This is a genomic window from Streptomyces albiflavescens (genome assembly GCF_014645835.1).
In the GTDB taxonomy this organism is placed as follows: domain Bacteria; phylum Actinomycetota; class Actinomycetes; order Streptomycetales; family Streptomycetaceae; genus Streptomyces; species Streptomyces albiflavescens.
Genome location: NZ_BMMM01000008.1, coordinates 135,418 through 155,901, shown reverse-complemented (window position 1 = coordinate 155,901; position 20,484 = coordinate 135,418). Strand labels below are relative to the sequence as shown.

Below are 20,484 nucleotides of genomic sequence, written 5' to 3'. Positions count from 1 at the left end.
GTCCGGGGCGTTGCCCTGCAGGGAGCCCCAGCCTTGATACGGATCATGCCGATTGGCCCCCCAATAGGCCCTGACAGCGCAGACGGCCTCCGAGAGGCTGGTCCGATTCTGTCGACCGCATGCCCCGATCGAGCCAGATCGCCCGGAGTTGTCACCCGAATGAGTGAGGTGCCCTCGGATACATGCATTTATGCAGGTAGATGCCGGGGGGAGCGCCCCTGGAAGGGCCGCGGGGCTGTGGCATTCTGCGGCTCGGCTGCGTGGGCGCGACCGGCCACCACCCGACAACCACGCCCCGAAAGGCGCGCGAGGCCGAGACATCCTGCGGCTCCGCCACGTGGGCGCGACCAGCCACCACCCGACAACCACGCCCCGAAAGGCGCACGGGGAACTGCGCGGTCAGCCACGACGTAGCCGCAGCCGACAAACGACCCGCAGTTCCCCGGCACAACCGGCGGAGCCCTTAGGCTCCGCGCAACACCGCCCCCGTGCGCTCAGCGGCAAGCGACACCGCCGCGTCGCGGGCCGCGGACGCCTCGTCCACGGTCAGCGTGCGGTCGGCGGCACGGAACCGCAGCGCGTACGCGAGGGACTTCTTGTCCTCACCGAGCTGCTCGCTGTTCTCGTAGACGTCGAACAGCCGGATGGATTCCAGCAGTTCACCCGCGCCCTCGCGGAGCGCGGCCTCGACGTCCGAGTGCGGGACGACCTTGTCGACAACCAGCGCGACGTCCTGCGTGGCGACCGGGAAGGTCGAGATCTTCGGGCCCTTGGGGAGGCCCTCGCTCGCCTGCTCCAGCGCATCCAGGTCCAGCTCCATCGCGCAGGTGCGCGCGGGCAGGCCCAGGGTCTTCAGGACACCGGGGTGCAGCTCACCGGCGTAGCCGATGACCTGCTCCGCGCCGCCCACACGGACCGCCAGCTCGGCGCAGCGGCCCGGGTGCCACGGGCCGTACTGACCCGAGCGGACGAGGAGTTCGGTCCCCGCCTCGCGGGCCAGAGTGCGCGCGGCCTCGATCGCGTCGGCCCAGTCGGCCGGGCGGCCCTTGCCCCACCAGCCGGCCTGCTCCCGTGCGCCCGCGAGGACGACGGCGGCGTGCCGGGGCTGGACGGGGAGCGCGGCGGTGAGCGACGCGATCTCCTCGTCGGTGGGGCGGCGGTCGACGGGCAGCCGCCCGGCGATCCGCAGCTCCTCCTGCGGGTGGAAGACCAGGCCCGTCTCGAAGAGCGCCAGGTCGTGCGAGCCCCGCCCGTCATTGCGGCGCAGGGCCTGGAGCAGGCCCGGCAGCAGCGTCGTGCGGAGCGCGGGCTCCTCGTCGGAGAGCGGGTTGACCAGCTTGACGACCTTGCGATTCGGGTCGTCGGCGGCCAGGCCGAGCTGGTCGAAGGCGGGCTCGCCGATGAACGGGTAGTTCGGCGCCTCGACGTATCCGGCACCGGCCAGGGCGCGGCCGATACGGCGGTGCAGCCGCTGCCGTTCGGTGAGGCCGAGGCCCGCGGGGGGCTTGGGCAGCGTGGAGGGCAGGTTCTCGTAGCCCTCGAGACGGATGACCTCCTCGGCGAGGTCGTTCGGGTCCGTCAGGTCGGGCCGCCAGGACGGCACGGTGACGATCAGCTCGTCCTGCCCGTAGACGTCGCAGCCGACCTGCTGGAGACGGCGTACGACGGTCTCGCGGCCGTAGTCGACACCGGCCACCTTGTCCGGGTGGTTGGCCGGGATGCTGATGGTGTGCGGCGCGGAGGGCGCGATGACCTCGGTGACCCCGGCGTCGGCGGTGCCGCCCGCGAGGAGCACCAGCAGGTCGACGGTCCGCTGGGCAGCGGCGGAGGCGGCCAGCGGGTCGACGCCGCGCTCGAAGCGCTTGGACGCCTCGGAGGCCAGCTTGTGCCGACGGGACGTGCGCGCGATGGAGATCGCGTCGAAGTGCGCGGCCTCGATGACGACCTCGGTGGTGGTGCCCTCGGTGTCGTCGATCTCGGTGTGGGCGCCGCCCATGACGCCCGCGAGGCCGATCGGACCGCGGTCGTCGGTGATCACCAGGTCTTCGGCGTCGAGCGTGCGCACGACCCCGTCGAGCGTGGTGAGCTTCTCGCCATGCGCGGCCCGGCGCACGCCGATCGCGCCCTGGACGCGGGAGCGGTCGTACGCGTGCAGGGGCTGGCCGAGCTCCAGCATCACGTAATTGGTGATGTCGACGGCGAGCGAGATCGGGCGCATGCCCGCCTTCTGCAGGCGCCGCTTCAGCCAGATCGGGGATCGTGCCTCGGAGTCGAGACCCGTCACCGTGCGCGCCGCGAAGCGGTCGCAGCCGAGCGGGTCGGAGACCTGCACGGGGTAGCCGAACGCGTTCGGCCCCGGTACGTCGAGCAGCGCCGGGTCGAGCAGCGGCCGCCCGTACGCGATGGCGGCCTCGCGGGCCACACCGCGCAGCGACAGGGCGTAGCCGCGGTCGGGCGTGACGGCGATGTCGAGGACCTCGTCGACGAGCTGGAGCAGCTCGATGGCGTCGGTGCCGACCTCGTGCTCCGGCGGCAGGACGATGATGCCGCCGCTGCCGTCGTCGCCCATGCCCAGCTCGTCGCCGGAGCAGATCATGCCGTGCGAGGTCCTGCCGTACGTCTTGCGCGCGGCGATCGCGAAGTTGCCGGGCAGGACAGCGCCGGGCAGGACCACGACGACCTTGTCGCCGACGGCGAAGTTGCGGGCGCCGCAGACGACCTCCTGCGGCTCACCCGTGCCGTTGGCGGTGCCGACGTCGACGGTGCAGAAGCGGATGGGCTTCTTGAAGCCCTCCAGCTCCTCGATGGTCAGCACCTGGCCGACGACCAGGGGGCCCTTGAGGTCGGCGCCGAGCTGCTCGACGGTCTCGACCTCGAGACCGGCGGCAATGAGCTTGGCCTGGACGTCGCGCCCGGTCTCCGTCGCCGGCAGGTCGACGTACTCCCGCAGCCAAGAAAGCGGGACCCGCATCAGATCTCCATCCCGAACGGCCGGGTGAACCGGACGTCACCCTCGACCATGTCTCGCATGTCTTCGACGTTGTGGCGGAACATCAGCATCCGCTCGATGCCGAACCCGAAGGCGAATCCGCTGTACTTCTGTGGGTCGACGCCGCAGGCGACAAGGACCCGCGGGTTGACCATGCCGCAGCCGCCCAGCTCGATCCAGCCCTCGCTGGAGCAGGTCCGGCAGGGGCGGTCGGGGTTGCCGACGGACTCGCCCTTGCAGACATAGCAGAGCATGTCCATCTCGGCGGACGGCTCGGTGAAGGGGAAGTAGTTCGGGCGCAGCCGGGTCTTCATGTCCGAGCCGAAGAGCGACTGCACCATGTGGTCCAGGGTGCCCTTGAGGTCGGCCATGGTCAGACCCTCGTCGATGGCCAGGAGCTCGATCTGGTGGAAGACCGGGGTGTGCGTGGCGTCCAGCTCGTCCGTGCGGTACACGCGGCCCGGGCACACGATGTAGACGGGCGGCTCGCGGTCGAGCATGGCGCGGGCCTGCACCGGCGAGGTGTGCGTGCGCAGCACGACACCGGACTCGCCGTGGTCGCCCGTCGGGCCCTCGACGAAGAAGGTGTCCTGCATCTGGCGTGCCGGATGGTCCGGGCCGAAGTTCAGGGCGTCGAAGTTGAACCACTCCGCCTCGACCTCGGGGCCCTCGGCGACCTCGTACCCCATGGACACGAAGACGTCCGCGACCCGCTCCATCATGGTGGTCAGCGGGTGGCGGGCGCCGGCCGGTACGCGGTCGTGGGGCAGCGTGACGTCCACCGCCTCCTCGACCAGCACCCGGGCGTCGCGCTCGGCCTCCAGCTCGGTCTGGCGGGCGGCGAAGGCCTTGTTCACGGCGCCGCGGGCCTGGCCCACACGCTTGCCGGCCTCGGCCTTGGCGTGCGGGGGCAGGGCGCCGATCTCGCGGTTGGCGAGGGCCAGCGGCGAGGTGCCGCCGGTGTGGGCGACCTTGGCCTCCTGGAGCGCGTCGAGGTCACCGGCGGCCGCGAAGGCGGCGAGCGCCTCGTCCCGCATGCGCTCGATCTCTTCCGGTTTCAAGGCCTCGACCTCTACAGGGTCGTACGACTTATTCGGTGCCGACATCTCTTCCCGTGCTTCCGGTTGCTGGCGGATGGTCCCCGTCGACGACTCGGAGACGAATCGTCCACATTGAGGGACGCAAAGGTGCCAAAGGCCGAGTCTAACGGGGTGGGAGCCTGCCTCGGACGCGCAGTCCAAGGGGTGGCTCCGGTGCGCGTGCGCCCGTGGGGCCTCTTCGGCGTTACAGCAGATACGCCGGGGTGCTCACGGGCAACGTAAATCGGAACTCGGCGCCGGCGCCGGGGGCGCGGCCGACCGTGATGGTGCCGCCGTGGGCCTCGACGATGCCCTTGACGATGTAGAGCCCGAGCCCGGTGCCGCCGCGCTTGCTGCCCCGCCAGAAGCGGGTGAAGACGCGGTTCATGGACTCCTCCGGGATGCCGGTGCCCTCGTCGCTCACGGTGACCGACGTGGCCGCGTACTCGCCGTCCTCCCGCTCGCGCGGGGACGCCGAGGGCGCTACATCAATCGTGACGGTTCCCTCGCCGTGGCGCACCGCATTTTCGATCAGGTTGCTGAGCACCTGGTCGATCTTGTCGGGGTCCGCCCAGAGGGCGGGCAGGGGCTGCTCGATGCGGAGCAGGAAGCGGTCGGCGGGCTGGCCCGAGGTGACGTAGGCCTGGATGTGGCGGCCGACGGCGGCGCCGATGTCGACGGGCTGGCGGCGCACCTCGAGGCGCCCGGAGTCGATGCGGGAGATGTCGAGCAGCTCGGCGATGAGCCGCGTGACGCGGTTGGCATCGGCGTCGACGGTCTCCAGCATGAGCTTCTTCTGGTCGTCGGTGAAACGCTCCCACTTGGCCAGCAGCGTCGCGGTGAAGCCTTTGACGGAGGTGAGGGGCGAGCGCAGTTCATGGGCGACCGTGGCGATCAGCTCGGCGTGGCTGCGCTCGGTGCGGCGGCGGGCCTCGGTGTCGCGCAGGGAGACGACGACGCGGTGGACGGGGCCGGTGGGGTGCGTCCGGACATAGCGAGCCGAGACGAGGACCTCACGGCCGCCGGGCAGCAGCAGATTGCGCTCGGGCTGGCCGTTGCGGATGGCGAGACCGCTGTACGGGTCGGTCAGCTGCCACCAGCGGCGGCCCTCCAGGTCTTCCAGGGGGAGGGCGGACTCGAGTGGGCGGCCGAGGGCCTCGGCGGGAGGAACGGCGGTGATACGAGCCGCGGCGGCGTTGAAGCAGATCACCCGGCCCTGCTCGTCGGCGACGACGAGTCCGTCGGGCAGGTCGTCGGGGTCGATGCCCAGCTCTGCTCCGAGCTCGGTACCGGGGTCGACCGCGGTGTCGGCTCCGAGTGCGGCGTCGCGCTCGGCGGCGCGCTCACCGCGCCGGGACGCGGGTGTACCGCGCACGTCCCGTGCTCGCGGCGCCTTCTGCGCACCGCTCGTGCCGACACTCATCCCCGTACCCCACCTCTCGTCTGGCAGTGGGCCCCGAGCCCGTCACCCTACTAGCTGTCGGTGACGGAACGGCACCCTCCGGAGGCGCGCTGTGCACGGGCGGATGCATAGAGACATACGGCGGCGGCCGTGGCGAGGTTCAGGCTCTCGGCCTTTCCGTGAATCGGAACGCGCACGACGGCATCGGCCAGCGCGCGGGTCTCCTCCGGAAGCCCCCATGCCTCGTTCCCGAACACCCAGGCGGTGGGCCCGCCCATGGTCCCCTTGTCGAGTTCGTCGTCGAGATCGTCGTCACCGGCGCCGTCGGCGGCGAGAATCCGTACCCCGGCATCCTTGAGCCCCTGCACGGCCCGCTCGACGGGCACGCCGACCGCGACGGGCAGATGGAACAGGGAGCCGACCGAGGCCCGTACAGCCTTGGGGTTGTAGAGATCGACGGACGCGTCGGTGAGGACGACGGCCTCCGCGCCCGCGGCGTCCGCGCACCGCAGCACCGTCCCGGCGTTCCCGGGGTCCCGGACGTGCGCGAGTACGGCGACGAGCTTGGGCGCGGCCCGGAGGATCTCCTCGAACGGGGTGTCCAGGAAACGGCAGACCCCGACCAGCCCCTGCGGGGTCACGGTGGTCGAGATGTCGGCGATCACCGCCTCGTCGGCGAGATGCACGCGCGCCCCGGCGTCCCGGGCCTCCCCGACGATGTCGGCGTACCGCTCCGCCGCCTCGACGGTCGCGAAGAGCTCCACCAGGGTGGTGGCGCCGCCGGACCGGTGCGCCGCCGCCTCCCGGACGGCCTGCGGCCCCTCGGCGAGGAACAGCTGCTCCTTCCCCCGAAAGTTCCGCTTCGCCAGCCGCCGCGCGGCAGAGACACGAGGCGAGCGCGGGGAGATCAACTCGGGGGCGGCAGCCATGGGTTCACCTTCGGTGGGTTACGGAGATTTGTTCAACGGCCGCCGCGCGGGGCTGAACCGACGACGGGGAAGACGGAGGGTCTCGCACCTGCTGCCGAGCACGACAGCCGACTGCCGACAGCCGACTGCCCACCGCCACCGCGGCTACGGCTGCGACTGCGACTGCGACTGCGACTGCGACTGCGACTGCGGGCCAGTATCCGGAGAGCCTGAGGCGTCAGCCGCGGCGACGACCGACGCCTTCAGCAGCGGCGGTGAGCCGGGAGCCCCGCCCTGGCCCGGGGGCGCGCGGAAACTTCCCGCGGCTGCTTCGCCCACGGCCGCGCGCCGCGGCGCGGGCGAGCATGTCGCGCCACAGCAGCGGGTGACGCTTCCCGTCTGCGGTGCGGTCTCTTTCCGCCGTGGCGGGTGAGCTCCTTGCCGCGGAGCCGCCTCTTCCCGCCGCGACGGCGGTCAGCCGCGACGGCCGACTCCGGCGATACAGAGATCGATACAGAGAGATGGAACCGGGCGGAGCGACGCGCAACGTACGGTCCCCAGCCCTGCCGGAGACGGCCCCCGCGGCCGAAGCGACCGCCACCTTGCGCGCGCCGCACGGCGGCCGGCCCACGCCCGCACGGCCCGCGCAGCCGGAGCTGACTGTGGTGTCACACAGCCGGCCGGTCACCGCACAGAGCAAGCGCGGCCCAAACGCACATGGACCCGCAAGCCGCGAGGCAAGCGGGTCCACAGCTACGTCCGGCTCAAGCCAGCGCGAGCGTCACGCGGCCTTCGGCGCGTTGACGTCCGACGGCAGCGCCTTCTGCGCGACCTCGACGAGCGCGGCGAACGCGTTGGCGTCGTTGACGGCCAGCTCAGCGAGGATCTTGCGGTCGACCTCGACGTTCGCGGCCTTCAGACCCTGGATGAAGCGGTTGTAGGTGATGCCGTTGGCGCGGGCAGCGGCGTTGATGCGCTGGATCCACAGCTGACGGAAGTCGCCCTTGCGCTTCTTGCGGTCGTTGTAGTTGTAGACCAGGGAGTGGGTGACCTGCTCCTTGGCCTTGCGGTACAGACGCGAACGCTGACCGCGGTAGCCGCTGGCGGCTTCGAGAATCGCCCGGCGCTTCTTGTGGGCGTTGACTGCCCGCTTGACGCGTGCCACTTGTTAACTCCTTGTAGCGGGGCCGTGGTGGTCGTCACACGGCCCGAAATCGATTGGGTCCCGGTCCAGACGTACGGCGCTCAGGCGCCGATACGTCACTTGCCGAGAAGCTTCTTGATCTTCTTGGCGTCGCCCGGGGCCATCTCGGCGTTGCCGGTGAGGCGGCGCGTCAGGCGCGACGACTTGTGCTCGAGCAGGTGGCGCTTGCCGGCGCGCTCACGGAGCACCTTGCCGGAGCCGGTGACCTTGAAGCGCTTGCTGGCACCGCTGTGCGACTTGTTCTTCGGCATAGCGCCGTTCTCTCCTCGTCAGTGGCGTTCCGATGCCCGGTCGTTAAACCGGGCACGGTGGAACGTCATGTATGTATCGGTTGTCATCCCTGGACGGGTGTCCCAGGACTCCACGGACTCTCGCCCGTGACACCCGGGGCCTTCGCCCTGGGATCAGGCCTCGGCGGAAGCCTCGGCCGGGGCCTCGGCGGTCTCGGCGTCGGTCGTCTCGGCGTCAGCCGTCTCGGCGGCGTTCTGCGAGCGGCCCGGGTTGGCCTTCGCTTCCGCCTTGCGAGCCGCCTGGGCCTCACGGGCCTCGGCCATCGCCTCGGTCTTCTTCTTGTGCGGACCGAGAACCATGATCATGTTTCGGCCGTCCTGCTTCGGGTTCGACTCAACGAAACCGAGGTCCTCGACGTCCGACGCGAGACGCTGCAGCAGTCGGTAGCCGAGTTCCGGCCGGGACTGCTCGCGACCACGGAACATGATCGTGATCTTGACCTTGTCGCCCTGCTTGAGGAACCGGACGACGTGACCCTTCTTGGTGTCATAGTCGTGCGGGTCGATCTTCGGCCGGAGCTTCATTTCCTTGATGACCGTGTGCGCCTGGTTCTTGCGCGCCTCACGGGCCTTCATGGCCGACTCGTACTTGAACTTCCCGTAGTCCATGAGCTTGCAGACCGGCGGGCGCGCGTTCGCGGCCACCTCGACCAGGTCGAGGTCGTACTCCTGCGCAAGCTCCAGGGCCTTGGCAAGCGGAACAATCCCGACCTGCTCGCCACTGGGACCGACAAGTCGCACCTCTGGAACGCGAATCCGGTCGTTGATGCGGGGCTCGGCGCTGATGGATCCTCCTCGGTAGCACCACACGGCGGTCTGGCGGACAGCCGCGTATGTCTCTGATGACATGTGGACCAACCACCGCGGGGAATGAAAAATGCCCCGGACGGTACACAGGCGGGGCTCCAAGGAATACCGGAGCACCGCCGCGGTGAACCGCGGGGCGCACTTTCGGGCGACTCCACCGTCCGTACGGAACGGTGGTGGCCGCCTGACCGGGGTGACCCGCCGTCCCGAAGGACGGTCAGGTGGGAGATCGGAGCCTCCACTTGTGGGCCGGACACATACGTCTCCGGCCGGTCGTTACACAAGGCTAGCAGCTCCCCGGGGGAGGCGCGAACCGGTGTGCACCGGACAGTGCGCACCGGACTCCCCCGCACGGGGCGGGCGCGCCGGGGCCTATCGTGTGGGGCATGAGTGACACCCCTCCCCAGACGCCCGACTACGACACCATGGCCCGCGACATCGCCGAGGTCCCCGCGGTCGAGGTGATCGTGACGGTCGCCGTCAACCTGATGAGCGCCGCCGCAGTGAAACTCGGTCTGACCGAGGAGGGCGACAAGTACAAGGACCTCGACGAGGCGCGCAAGCTGGTTACCGCGCTGGCCGGTCTGCTCGACGCGAGCGCGACCGAGATCAGCTCCTTCCACGCGGCACCGCTGCGCGACGGTCTGAAGTCGCTGCAGCTGGCGTTCCGCGAGGCGTCGATCGTCCCGGACGAGCCCGGCCAGGGCCCGGGCGAGAAGTACACGGGTCCGGTGTACGGCTAGATCTTCAGGAACGTACGTACAAGGGCTCGCCCGGCGGCGTCGCCCCGGCCGGCAGCAGTGCCAGGTCGAGGCCGCGCACCAGGCGGGCCCTCAGCGTTTCGTCGGCCGCGAGCCGCTCGGCGACCGCGCGGGCGGTCTCGGCGGGGGCGGCGGACGGGTCCAGTACGAGGGCGAGGGTGCCGTCGGCCTGCCCGGGGCCGAGGTGGGCGCGGACCACCAGGGGCTCCGCGGCGACCGCGGCCCGTACCGCTGCGACGACGGCCGGATCGGCCAGCGGGTCGACGGACGTGCGCCCCTCGGCGAGGGCCAGCAGGGCCGGGCCGGTCAGCTCGTAGGGCACGGGGCCCGCCAGGTCCAGCACGATCGTGTCGGCCTTCTCGTGCGCCGCCGCCTGCAGGGCCCGGTGCAGGGGTACGGCGACGGGGCGGGCCTCGGGGTCCCAGCGGGCCAACGACTCGGTGGAGGTGAAGGCGGGCAGCGCCGTGCGGCTGCCGGCCTTCAGGGTCGGCACCGCCATGTCACTGGTCTTCTCATGGCGGAGGCCGTTCTCGTCCTCCTCGGCCTCGCCGAGGACGGCCACGACGGGTACGAGCAGCCGGGCCCCCTTGAGCGCCTCCAGAACCGGCCGCACGGCGGTGCGGTCCTCGGCCCAGGCCGCGAGCGCCGCGCTCAGCCCGGGGTCGGCGGAGCCGTCGTCGTCGGAGAAGCCGGAGTCGGGAATGTTCTTGTTCGCCACGGTCCCCGACCCTATCGGGGGGATGCTGCTGCGCTTGTGCGGCCCCTGAAACCTCGCGGTGACAGGACTCATGCGTTTCTCAGCCTTCGCTGACACACATCTAACATTCGTCTAACCGCGGGCACAGGCCCGGCACCCAGCATCGCGGGATGGACCGTCACAGAGCCCGCGGGCGCCGCGCCCGACCTTCCCGACGCAAGCCAGTCCTCCATGTTCTGGTGGCCTCCGCCGTCCTTGTGGGCGGTACGGCGGCCGGAACGGTGTACGTGAAGGCACAGGCGCACGACGGCCCTGGCCCCGTATCGTCGTCCCCGACCTCGGCATCGTCCTCGGTATCGTCCTCGGTATCGCCGACCGTCAGCGAGGAGGCCTCGGTGGAACCAGTGGCGGAGCCCGCGGTGGACCGGGACGCGCTGCTGACCAAGGCGATGAAGGCGGTGACCGCGGAGGACGGCGGCGAGCTGTCGGTCGCGGTTCTCGACCTCGACTCCGGTGAGAGCGCCGCGTACGGCGAGGGCACCTTCGACACCGCGAGCATCGTCAAGGTCGACATCCTGGCCACGCTGCTGCTCCAGGCCCAGGACGCGGACCGGCATCTGACGGCCCAGGAGAAGACGTACGCCACCTCGATGATCGAGAACAGCGACAACACCTCCGCGTCCGCCCTGTGGCGCACGATCGGGCAGGCGGACGGCCTCGCCGCCGCCAACAAGCGCTTCGGGCTGACCGGTACAGAGGGCGGGGACGGCATGCTGTGGGGTCTGACGCAGACCACCGCGGCCGATCAACTGACCTTGCTGCGGCAGGTGTTCGGGGACAACTCGGAACTCGGCGAGAGTTCGCGGACATACCTTCAGAGGCTCATGGGTGGCATCGCCGCCGATCAGCACTGGGGGGTGTCGGCCGCGGCCGACGGCTCCGAGTGGGCCCTGAAGAACGGGTGGTTGGCGCGCAGCACGACCGGGCTCTGGGACATCAACAGCATCGGGCGGGTCACGGTCGACGGACACGACTATCTGGTGGCGACGCTGTCGAACGGCAACTCGACGAAGGCGAAGGGGATTTCACTGGTGGAGGCGGCGGCGCAGGCGGCGGTCTCCGCCTTCCAGGACACGGCCGACAACTGAGGCCGTAGGCCGCCGACAGTTGGGGCGTGCGCGCCTCGGTCGTGCAGGCGGGGGCGGAAAACACACGGTTCGGCCATACGCCTGTCTCGAAGGCGACGCTACAAGCCGTACCGGCGTGCGCCCCTGCGACCGCGCCACAGCACGACCGCCGTCGCCAGCAGGACCGCGCCGAGGCCGCCCGCGAGGGGGCCCGCCCAGCCGAAGGAATTCTCGTCGTCCGCGGGGGTGTCGGGGCCCGAACCGAAGTACTTCTGTCCGTACGCCGCCGAGTGGAGCCCTTCGGGCTTGAGGCGGTCGGCCGCCTTGATCGCGGCGGCGGGGTCGATGAAGCCGAAGCCGCGGGAGTCGTCGTGACCGCCGGCGGGGGCGTTGCGGGCCGTGTCCTCGAGGAGCTGTTTGATCTGCGCCGGGGACAGGCCCGGGTGGGCCGCCTTGATGAGCGCGACCGCGCCGGACACGAACGCGGAGGCCGCGCTGGTGCCCCAGCCCTCGTAGTACCGGTCGTCCGGGTCGGCGATGACGACGTCGACGCCGGGGGCGCTGACGGTGGCGTACCAGCGGCGGGTGGAGAACGAGGCGCGGGTGCCGTACTGGTCGACAGCGGTCGCGGTGATCACGCCCGGATAGGCGGCCGGGTAGGAGACGTGGTCACCCTTCTCGCCGCCGTTGCCGGCCGAGGCCACGACGACCACGTCCTTCTTCAGGGCGTACTGGACGGCCTCGTCCTCGGCGGGTTCGGGGTGCGCGGACTTGGAGTCGTCGCCGAGGGAGAGGTTGATGACGTCGGCGCCGTGGTCGGTGGCCCAGCGGATGCCTTCGGCGAGCGCGTTGCCACGGGTGTTGCGGGCCTTTGTACGGGCGGAGTCGCCGTCTTCGAGGATGACCCGGACGGGGAGGATCTTGGCCTTGGGAGCGATGCCCATGACGCCGTCGGCGTCGCCCGCGCCATGGCCGTGCCCCGCGATGATGCCCGCCATGGCGGTGCCGTGCCGGGCCCAGGCCCGGTCGCCGCGGCTCGCGCCGAAGCCGACCATGTCCTTGCCGGTGAGGACGTTGCCCGCGAGATCGGGGTGTCGGGCGTCGACGCCGGTGTCGAGGACCGCGACGGTGATGCTCTTGCCCTTGGTCGTGCGCCAGGCCTCCTGGGTGTGCATCGCGTCGAGGGCCCACTGCTGGCCGCGTATGCCGTCGGCGTGCGCGGCGGTCGGCGGCACCAGGGCGAGAGAGGCGGCCAGCAGGACGCCGAGGAGACCGGCCCTGCGGGGCGGTCCGGCCGTACGGGTCATGACGGCTTCTCCGTGGCCGAGGTGACGGTCTTGCGGAGGCCTCGCTCCACGCGGTCGGCGAGGCCCTGTGCCTCGTGGCCGAGGCCCGCCTGGGCCGGGGCCGTGGTCGCGCCGGGTTCCATGGCGTCGGCGGCGGGCTGCGGGGCGGTGACGATGCGGCCGTCGGCGAAGCCGGAGACGGCATAGACGACGACAGGGGCGTCGGTGAGGAACGACACCGTCCAGGAGGCGCGCTGGGCGTCGCCGAAGTCCTCCGCGTCGGTGCCCTTCGCGGCGTACGGGCGGGGCATCAGGTCGGTGCGCCGGTCCAGGCCCTCTTTCTGGAAGCGGGCCTTCAGCGAGGTCATGGCCGCCGCGTCCGCCTTGGTGAACAGCAGCCCGACCGTGGTGACATGGCTGCGGGTCGCGTCCGTGTACGTGGCGCGCAGCAGGCGCAGGCAGCCGACCGGCGCCAGGGCCTTGCGCAGGAGCGGGTCGAAGGCGTCCTTGCAGCCGCGGTCGGGGGCGACGGCGATACGGGTCCAGGTGCGGTCGGAGCCGCCGGGGCCCGCGCCCACGCCCCGCACGGTGGGCGGGAAGAGCTGGTCCACGGGCACGCTGTGCCAGAGTTCTGCGGCCGCCGCGAAGGCGCCTCGCGAGCCGGGCCCGTCCGTGCTGTCGCCGGTCAGCCAGCTCCCCGTCAGCGCACCGCCGATGAGGCCGAACCCGAGCACGACACAGGCCGCGGCCGCCACGGTACGGAGCCGGGTACGGCTGCCGAGCGGGCGCGGCCGTGCGGTGTCGTCGTCGTACGTCTCGGGCTGCGCGAACGATACGAAGGGGCGCTCCACGCTCGGGGTGTTCGACGGGGGTGGCGGAACGGGGCGTTCCGCCGGTTCCGCGGCCGGGATGGGGCGCAGCCGCCGGGTGGTCTCCGTGGGCCTCTCCCGGGGCACGGCGGCACGCCGCTCGGCGGGCGCCGGGGGCGCGTCCGGGAACCGTGCGGAGGCTGCGGGCGGAGGCGGAGGCATCTCACTCGACCGCCGCTCGGGACGCAGTTCCGGGAACCGCCGGGCCTCCGGCACAGAGGACCGCGGGGCACGCGTGACCTCCGCCGCCGAAGGTGACGTATCGGGCACATCCGACGTATCTGCCGAGGAGTCGAAGAAGTCGAAGGACCTCGACGGCGAGGGCACGCGCCCCGCACGGGACAGCGCGCCGGCACTGGTCACCCGGGGACCGTCACCGCCCGCCGAGGGCGAACCGAAGTCCTCCCCCGCCGAAGGCGGCTCCACGGGGCGGGACGGCAGCGACGGGGCACCGCTCGACCGCGAGGCCGCGCGCAGCGCAGCGTCCACCGGCCGGGGCAATGGGGCATCGCCGGTCGGCTCGGCCGACGGCGCGGCGTTGCTGACCGGCACCGTCGCGGGGCGCGGCGGAACCGACGGGACGTCACCCGACACCAGATCCCGTGCGGGGGGCGACGAAGCCTCGCCGAAAGGCGGCTCCACCGGGCGGGGCGGCAGATCGGTCCGGCGGGGCGACGAGGTCTCACCCGCGGGCGAAGTCGTCGGGCGGGACGGCAGCGGCGCGGTGTCGCCCGGCAGCGGATCCCGCGAGGGCCGCGGCGGGGCGTAGCCGGGGGGCGGGGTCGTGGGACGGGGCGGCGTCAGGGACTCCGCGCTCGACAGGGCCTCGTCGCGCGACGGGGTCGTGGTGTCCGACGGGGTCGTGGTGTCCGACAGGGTCGTGGTGTCTGACGGCGGCGTGGCCTCCGGCGGACGCGTGGAGGCGGGCGGCGTCGTGGGGCGCGGGGGGAGGGAGGCGCGGCGCGCTTCCGTGCTCATGGACCCCCCGTTTCCTCGTACCCGGGCCGACGGACCGCCTCGGAGCTCGGCGGGGCCGTTTCACCTGTGCGGAAGGGAACCCCGCCACGGGCACGCATACCCGTACCGGTGCACCGTCACCCCGGGCATGGCCCGCCGGGGCAAGGTCGTTCCTCCTGCGTCCGCGTCACTCTACGGGTTGACCCCGGCCCGGAGGGAACCAGTCCGGGGGCCCGGGGCATCTGCCCGGAACGTCCCCCTACCCTGCGGTAATCGAGTCTGGCAGGCTTCGGTCATGACTGCCCGCGCCGCAGACAGGGCCCGCTACGACCGGGCCACCGCTCACCTCGACGCCCCCGTCGCGATCGTGGACCTGGAGGCCTTCGACGCGAACGCGGACGATCTGGTCCGCCGAGCCGCCGGCAAGCCGATCCGCGTCGCCAGCAAGTCCCTGCGCTGCCGCGCCTTGCTCGAACGCGTCCTGGACCGGGACGGCTTCGCGGGCATCATGTCCTTCACCCTCGCCGAGTCCCTGTGGCTGGCCAGGTCCGGCTTCGACGACGTGCTGCTCGCCTATCCGTCGGCGGACCGCAAGGCGTTCGCCGAGCTGACCAGTGACCCCAAGCTCGCCGACGCCGTGACCGTCATGGTCGACGACCCGGCTCACCTGCGTCTCATCGACGAGGCGCGACAGGGCGGCACCGAAGTCGTGCGCGTTTGCCTGGAGTTGGACACTTCCCTCAAGCTGCTCGGCGGCCGGGTCCGGGTCGGGGCCCTGCGCTCGCCGCTGTACTCACCCGCCCAGGTCGCCGAGATGGCCCGCGCCGTCACCCGGCGGCCGGGGTTCAAACTCGTCGGGATCATGGCGTACGAGGGCCACATCGCGGGCGTCGGTGACGCGGTCGAGGGGCGGCCCCTGCGCTCCCGTGCCGTCCGGCTGATGCAGGCCACCGCCCGGAAGGAGCTCGCCCAGCGGCGCGCCGAGGTCGTGCGCGCGGTACGGGCCGTGGAGCCGGACCTGGAATTCGTCAACGGCGGCGGCACCGGCAGCGTCCAGCACACCGCCGCCGAGGACTCGGTCACCGAGATCGCGGCGGGCTCGGGGCTCTACGTGCCGCGGCTCTTCGACAACTACACCTCGTTCACCGGGCGTCCGGCCGCGCTGTTCGCCCAGCCCGTCGTCCGCAGGCCGGGCGTCGGGGTCGTCACGGTCCTCGGCGGCGGCTACCCGGCCTCCGGCGCTCCCGGCCGCGACCGGCTGCCCGTCCCCTACCTTCCCGAGGGGCTGAAGTACGACCCCCAGGAGGGCCCCGGTGAGGTGCAGACTCCGCTGCTCGGCTCCCCCGCGGACGATCTGCTCATCGGCGACAACGTGTGGTTCCGGCACGCCAAGGCCGGCGAACTGTGCGAGCGGTTCGACACGCTCCATCTGGTGCAGGGCGAAACGGTGAAGGCCGCCGTCCCGACGTATCGCGGGGAAGGACACACCTTCCTCTAGGGCCGGTCGGGCCTCTGAAGCCGGTCCGGCCTCTGCAGCACGTCGGGCCTCTGAAGCACGTCGGACCTCCGGATCCCGTCGGGCCTCTGAATCCCGTCGCGCCTCGGGAGCCGGTCCGGCGGCCTCACTTCGACGGGCCGATGCTGCTGCCCACGCCCCCGCCCGTGTCCCCGTCGCCCAGCGGCCGGATCCCCTTGATGATCTTGTCCAGGTCGGACAGCGGCGGCCCGTCGGCGCCCGCGTCGAAGGCGAAGCGGACGATGACGAGTGACTCGGAGCCCACGCTGGACGGGAAGGCCAGCGACTCGACGTACCCCCCGGGCCCCACCCCGGTCCTGACCTTCCAGCGCACGAAGTATCCGGCGCGCCCGGCCACGGCGACCGAGCCCGCCCGCACCAACTGGTGGGACTTGATGCCCTTGTAGGGGCGGCTGTCGACGAGGTCGCGGTCGTACGCGTTGTTCGCGGCGTCCTCGATGTCCTGCTCGGCGAGGGCCTTCGGGGACTTCTCGTCGTTCGCCGTGACCGTGCGCGAGATGACCCGGCCATGGCGGCAGAGGCCGGGGTCGCCCGGGCAGTCGTAGGTGCCCGGAGTCGTCATCACGACGTCGTCCTCGGCGACGTACTGCGGTCTGGCCCAACCGTCCAGCAGGGGCAGGGTGATGCCGTTGAGCTCGTCCACGACGACGGACGGGTCGTCCGTCGAGGGGGCGGACGTGGACACCGAGGGGGATGGGGTGCCGGTCTCCGGCGGGGCGGGGGACGCGCCGGTCGGGGTGGTCTTCGCCGCCGCGTCGCCGTCGCCGCCGTCGCGGCCGAGGAGGACGGCGCCGGTGACGATGGAGGCGACGAGGACGACCGCGGCCACGGTGAGCGCGACGGCCTTGGCACGCCCGGAACCGCCCGTTCCGGGCGACTCCGGCTGCGCCAAGGGCTGTTGGGGTACCTCGGGCTGGCGCCGGTGGTCGGTCCAGGCGGTTCCGTCCCACCAACGCTCGGTGAGGGGATACGAGGGGTCGCGGTACCAGCCGGGCGGTGGCGTCATGCTCATCCCGGCACTCTAGGACGAGCCCCGAAGATCAGTACACGGTGCCCGGAAGATGGTGCTCAGCCGCTCCCTGCACGGCGCTCAGTAGGCGGCGTCCTCCTGGTCGGGCACTACCGAGCCGTCCGCCCTGCGCACGGGCCCCTTGTTGCCATCGGGCGCGTTGTAGGCGCTCGTCGAGCAGGGGTAGGGATCCCGCTTGCGCGGCAGCGGGTCGATGAACATCGGGTTGATCACCCAGCGGCCGTCGGCGTCGTCGTAGGCCCGGCACATGAGTTCGCTCTTGTTGCGGTTGAGGACGACGTGCGCGCCGACGGCGTCGTCGACGAAGGTGACGTCGGTGTCGGCGTCGCCGGCCGCGATCGCGGGGCGATGGCGCCGGTCCTGCCGCTGCCAGGCCGCGGCGCCGCGCACACCGTAGATCTCCTGGTTGATCCAGCAGCGCTTCCCGTCGATGTACGGGATGACCTCGCCCCGGCTCACCGGTACGTCCCCGCAGCCCTGGTTCCAGGTGGTGATGCGTCCGTGCCGGTCGAGGACGGAGCGGATCGCGAGCGTGTGCCGCGCGTCGATGCCGACGCCGCGCGACCAGACCTCGGTGACGGGTTCGGAGCCCGCCGAGACGATGTAGACGTCGAATCCGGCCCTTTGGAGCGTACGGATCAGCTCGCGCTGCTGGTCGTAGTAGCGGACGTACGCCGGGACGGTGTGGGTGCCGAGGGTCCGCGTCGAGCCGACGGGCGCCGCGAGGGCCTCCGCGCGGGCCCGGCGGGCGTACGAGGTCAGCTCGGCGATCGTGTGTCCGGCGAACAGCTGGGGCACCCAGGCGTACTGCGGGACGGTGCGCCGGTGGTTCCAGTCTCCGGCGAAGGCGGCGGCGCCGCTCATCGTCCTCCCCTCCGCGCGGATCTCGAAGATCTGGTCCGTGCAGCGGGCGTTCGTGGCGGTCGGCAGCGGCGCGCCCACGGGTACGTCCGTGCCGCAGGCGGCGGTGAGCGCGGTGTCCGCCGCGTCGGTGAGCCACTCGCTGGTGGCCTTCCAGCTCGCCGGGCGCAGGATCTTGTCGTGCCGCAGGGCGTAGGCGAGGGTGGCGTCGGTGACGTCGTTCTTGGTGACCGTGTTGTCCCAGTCGAAGGCGGCGACGGGGTGACCACCGAAGTGTCCTGCGCAGGTGCCCCGCTCGTCGATCGCCCGCTGGAGGCGGGCGCGATTGTCGCCGTACCAACTCCCGGCCAGCTGCGGGCAGTTCGTGCGGTGGGACGAGACAGCGGGTGGCGCGGCCGCCAGGGCGGCGGCCGCGGCCAGGGTCCACGCGAAAACGTGTCGGTATCGCATGAAATGTGGACCGTATACCCGGGCGACCTACAGAGGCGTGACGTACGCGCCCGAGATTCCGCCGTCGACCAGGAAGTCGGTGGCATTCACGAAGGAGGAGTCGTCGCTGGCGAGGAAGGCGACCGCCGCGGCGATCTCGTCGGCCTCGGCGAACCGTCCGACGGGGATGTGCACGAGCCGCCGCGCGGCCCGCTCCGGGTCCTTGGCGAACAGCTCTTGGAGGAGCGGGGTGTTGACCGGTCCGGGGCACAGGGCGTTGACCCGGATGCCCTCCCTGGCGAACTGCACACCCAGTTCGCGGGACATGGCCAGCACACCTCCCTTGGAGGCCGTGTACGAGATCTGCGAGGTCGCCGCGCCCATCCGGGCCACGAACGACGCCGTGTTGATGATGGAGCCCTTGCCCTGGCGTTGCATGTAGGGGATCGCGGCCTTGCAGCACAGATAGACGGAGGTGAGGTTCACCTCCTGGACGCGCTTCCAGGCCTCCAGGCCCGTCTCCAGGATGGAGTCGTCGTCGGGCGGCGAGATGCCCGCGTTGTTGAAGGCGATGTCGACGGAGCCGTAGGTCTCGTACGCCGTCCTGAAGAGCGCTTCGACCTGCTCGGGGTCGGTGACGTCGACCTTCACGAAGGTCCCGCCGACCACCTCGGCGGCCGCCTTGCCGCGCTGCTCGTCGACGTCGCCGCAGACGACGTGGGCGCCCTCGGAGGCGAGCCGGCGCGCGGTGGCGAGGCCGATGCCGCTGCCGGCGCCGGTGATGACGGCGGTGCGGCCGACCAGGCGGCGGCAGATGATGTCGTCAGTCGATGCGGTCACTGTGCGGGGCCCTCCGTGCTGATGAAGACGTTCTTGGTTTCGGTGAAGGCGGCGAGCGCGTCCGGCCCGAGTTCGCGGCCGATCCCCGACTGCTTGAAACCGCCGAAGGGAGTCCAGTAGCGGACGCTGGAGTGGGAGTTGACGGACAGGTTCCCGGCACGGACGGCACCCGACACCCGCAGCGCCCGGCCGACGTCACGGGTCCAGATGGAGCCGGAGAGGCCGTACGACGTGTCGTTGGCGAGCCGGATCGCGTCCGCCTCGTCCTCGAAGGGGAGAACGACCGCGACCGGACCGAAGACCTCCTCCACGGCCACGCGCGCGTGCGGCTCGACGTCGGTGAGGACGGTGGGCGGGAACCAGAAACCGGGGCTCTCGGGGGCCTTGCCCCGGATACCGGGCGCGTCGGCGGCGACGTAGGACCGTACGCGCTCCAGCTGCGCCCGGGAGATCAGCGGGCCCATCTGCGTCTGCTCGTCGGCCGGGTCGCCGACGAGGACGGACTCGATGGCCGGGGCGAGGAGTTCGAGGAAGCGGTCGTAGGCGGAGCGCTGGACGAGGATACGGGTGCGGGCGCAGCAGTCCTGGCCGGAGTTGTCGAGGAAGGACATGGGGGCGGCGGCCGCGGCGGCCTCGATGTCGGCGTCGGCGAAGACGATGTTGGGGCTCTTGCCACCGAGTTCGAGGGTGACCCGCTTGAGGAGGGCCGACCCCTTCGCCAACACCTGTTTGCCCACGGTCGTGGACCCGGTGAAGACGATCTTGGCCACGCCCGGGTGCTCGACGAGGGCGTTGCCGGCGACGGGTCCCGCGCCCGGCAGCACCTGGAACAGGTGCTCGGGCAGGCCCGCCTCCAGGGCGAGTTCGGCCAGACGCAGAGCCGTCAGGGGTGTGGCCTCGGCGGGCTTGAGGATCACCGCGTTGCCGGCCGCGAGTGCCGGTGCCGTGCCCCACGCCGCGATCGGCATCGGGAAGTTCCAGGGCGCGATGATCCCCACGACGCCGAGCGGTTCGAGGATCGTGACGTCGAGACCTCCCGGCACCGGGATCTGACGGCCAGTCAGCCGCTCCACTCCCCCGGCGGCGTAGTCGAGCAGATCACGGACGTTGCCCGCCTCCCAGCGAGCGTTGCCGAGGGTGTGGCCGGCCTCGCGGACCTCCAGCCGGGCCAGCTCTTCGAGGTGTTCGTCCACGACGACGGCGAAGCGGCGCAGCAGCCGGGCGCGCTCGCCCGGCGCGAGGGCGGCCCACCGGGACTGCGCCTTCGCGGCCCGTACGACGGCGGTGTCGACGTCTTCCGGGGTGGCTCCCGGGACAGTGGCCATGACCTCTTCGGTCGCGGGATTGAGTACCTGGAGCTCATACGGTGCGACGTACTGATCGGACTGCTCGGACAGCTCGGACTGCTGTG

General features: G+C 71.7%; 18 protein-coding genes. 4 read left to right on the top strand and 14 right to left on the bottom strand.

Translation table 11 applies throughout. The features are described from left to right. Window positions 1-463 precede the first annotated feature (463 nt). From pheT to infC, 7 genes are all read right to left on the bottom strand, one after another. A complete protein-coding gene (pheT, locus tag IEY95_RS22585; RefSeq protein ID WP_189187915.1) occupies window positions 464-2,971 on the bottom strand; it encodes a phenylalanine--tRNA ligase subunit beta in 2,508 nt (835 codons plus the stop codon). Next, entirely contained in the window at window positions 2,971-4,095 is a 1,125-nt protein-coding gene (gene pheS, locus IEY95_RS22580) for a phenylalanine--tRNA ligase subunit alpha (RefSeq protein ID WP_189187914.1), read from the bottom strand. The genes pheT and pheS overlap by 1 nt, the downstream gene beginning before the upstream one ends. Window positions 4,096-4,273: 178 nt before the next feature. After that, window positions 4,274-5,491 (bottom strand): sensor histidine kinase, encoded by a 1,218-nt coding sequence (locus IEY95_RS22575; RefSeq protein WP_189187913.1) that lies wholly within the window; start codon window positions 5,489-5,491, stop codon window positions 4,274-4,276. 50 nt (window positions 5,492-5,541) lie between these two features. After that, window positions 5,542-6,399, bottom strand: coding sequence for a TrmH family RNA methyltransferase (locus tag IEY95_RS22570; protein ID WP_189187912.1), 858 nt, complete (start codon window positions 6,397-6,399; stop codon window positions 5,542-5,544). 760 nt (window positions 6,400-7,159) lie between these two features. Then, window positions 7,160-7,543 (bottom strand): 50S ribosomal protein L20, encoded by a 384-nt coding sequence (gene rplT / locus IEY95_RS22565; protein WP_020938960.1) that lies wholly within the window; start codon window positions 7,541-7,543, stop codon window positions 7,160-7,162. A gap of 95 nt (window positions 7,544-7,638) precedes the next feature. After that, window positions 7,639-7,833, bottom strand: a complete 195-nt coding sequence (rpmI, locus tag IEY95_RS22560) for a 50S ribosomal protein L35 (RefSeq protein WP_007829094.1) — start codon at window positions 7,831-7,833, stop codon at window positions 7,639-7,641. A 153-nt stretch (window positions 7,834-7,986) separates the two neighbouring features. After that, on the bottom strand, window positions 7,987-8,721 hold the full coding sequence (infC, locus tag IEY95_RS22555; RefSeq protein ID WP_189187911.1) for a translation initiation factor IF-3: 735 nt from the start codon (window positions 8,719-8,721) through the stop codon (window positions 7,987-7,989). A gap of 344 nt (window positions 8,722-9,065) precedes the next feature. Between infC and IEY95_RS22550 the strand changes: the two genes are divergently transcribed. Then, window positions 9,066-9,422 carry a DUF1844 domain-containing protein gene (locus IEY95_RS22550; protein ID WP_189187910.1) on the top strand — a complete coding sequence of 119 codons (357 nt, stop codon included), beginning with the start codon at window positions 9,066-9,068 and terminating at the stop codon, window positions 9,420-9,422. Window positions 9,423-9,426: 4 nt separating this feature from the next. On the opposite strand, the gene IEY95_RS22545 is transcribed toward IEY95_RS22550, so the two are convergent. Beyond that, entirely contained in the window at window positions 9,427-10,158 is a 732-nt protein-coding gene (locus tag IEY95_RS22545; protein WP_189187909.1) for an SseB family protein, read from the bottom strand. Between the two features lie 149 nt (window positions 10,159-10,307). On the opposite strand from IEY95_RS22545, the gene IEY95_RS22540 reads away from it, so the two are divergent. Continuing rightward, on the top strand, window positions 10,308-11,285 hold the full coding sequence (locus IEY95_RS22540; protein WP_189187908.1) for a serine hydrolase: 978 nt from the start codon (window positions 10,308-10,310) through the stop codon (window positions 11,283-11,285). A 98-nt stretch (window positions 11,286-11,383) separates the two neighbouring features. Here IEY95_RS22540 and mycP read toward each other — a convergent pair whose 3' ends face one another. Both mycP and IEY95_RS22530 read right to left on the bottom strand, forming a co-directional pair. Next, window positions 11,384-12,571, bottom strand: a complete 1,188-nt coding sequence (gene mycP, locus IEY95_RS22535; protein WP_189187907.1) for a type VII secretion-associated serine protease mycosin — start codon at window positions 12,569-12,571, stop codon at window positions 11,384-11,386. Continuing rightward, window positions 12,568-13,581 carry a hypothetical protein gene (locus IEY95_RS22530; protein ID WP_229703243.1) on the bottom strand — a complete coding sequence of 338 codons (1,014 nt, stop codon included), beginning with the start codon at window positions 13,579-13,581 and terminating at the stop codon, window positions 12,568-12,570. Before IEY95_RS22530 ends, mycP begins: the two co-directional genes overlap by 4 nt. A 73-nt stretch (window positions 13,582-13,654) precedes the next feature. On the opposite strand from IEY95_RS22530, the gene IEY95_RS22525 reads away from it, so the two are divergent. Then, window positions 13,655-14,188 carry a hypothetical protein gene (locus IEY95_RS22525; RefSeq protein WP_189187906.1) on the top strand — a complete coding sequence of 178 codons (534 nt, stop codon included), beginning with the start codon at window positions 13,655-13,657 and terminating at the stop codon, window positions 14,186-14,188. A 483-nt stretch (window positions 14,189-14,671) separates the two neighbouring features. Continuing rightward, a complete protein-coding gene (locus IEY95_RS22520) occupies window positions 14,672-15,874 on the top strand; it encodes an amino acid deaminase/aldolase (protein WP_189187905.1) in 1,203 nt (400 codons plus the stop codon). Window positions 15,875-15,998: 124 nt separating this feature from the next. On the opposite strand, the gene IEY95_RS49165 is transcribed toward IEY95_RS22520, so the two are convergent. The 4 genes from IEY95_RS49165 to IEY95_RS22495 all read right to left on the bottom strand — a co-directional run bounded on the left by IEY95_RS49165 (window position 15,999) and on the right by IEY95_RS22495 (window position 20,470). Next, entirely contained in the window at window positions 15,999-16,925 is a 927-nt protein-coding gene (locus tag IEY95_RS49165; protein ID WP_229703241.1) for a DUF2510 domain-containing protein, read from the bottom strand. A gap of 78 nt (window positions 16,926-17,003) precedes the next feature. Continuing rightward, on the bottom strand, window positions 17,004-18,254 hold the full coding sequence (locus IEY95_RS22505; RefSeq protein ID WP_189187904.1) for an HAD family hydrolase: 1,251 nt from the start codon (window positions 18,252-18,254) through the stop codon (window positions 17,004-17,006). A gap of 27 nt (window positions 18,255-18,281) precedes the next feature. Then, window positions 18,282-19,073: a 3-oxoacyl-ACP reductase gene (locus IEY95_RS22500; RefSeq protein WP_189187903.1), complete on the bottom strand. Its 792-nt coding sequence runs from the start codon at window positions 19,071-19,073 to the stop codon at window positions 18,282-18,284. Beyond that, window positions 19,070-20,470, bottom strand: a complete 1,401-nt coding sequence (locus IEY95_RS22495) for an aldehyde dehydrogenase family protein (protein WP_189188142.1) — start codon at window positions 20,468-20,470, stop codon at window positions 19,070-19,072. Before IEY95_RS22495 ends, IEY95_RS22500 begins: the two co-directional genes overlap by 4 nt. Between the last annotated feature and the right edge of the window lie 14 nt (window positions 20,471-20,484).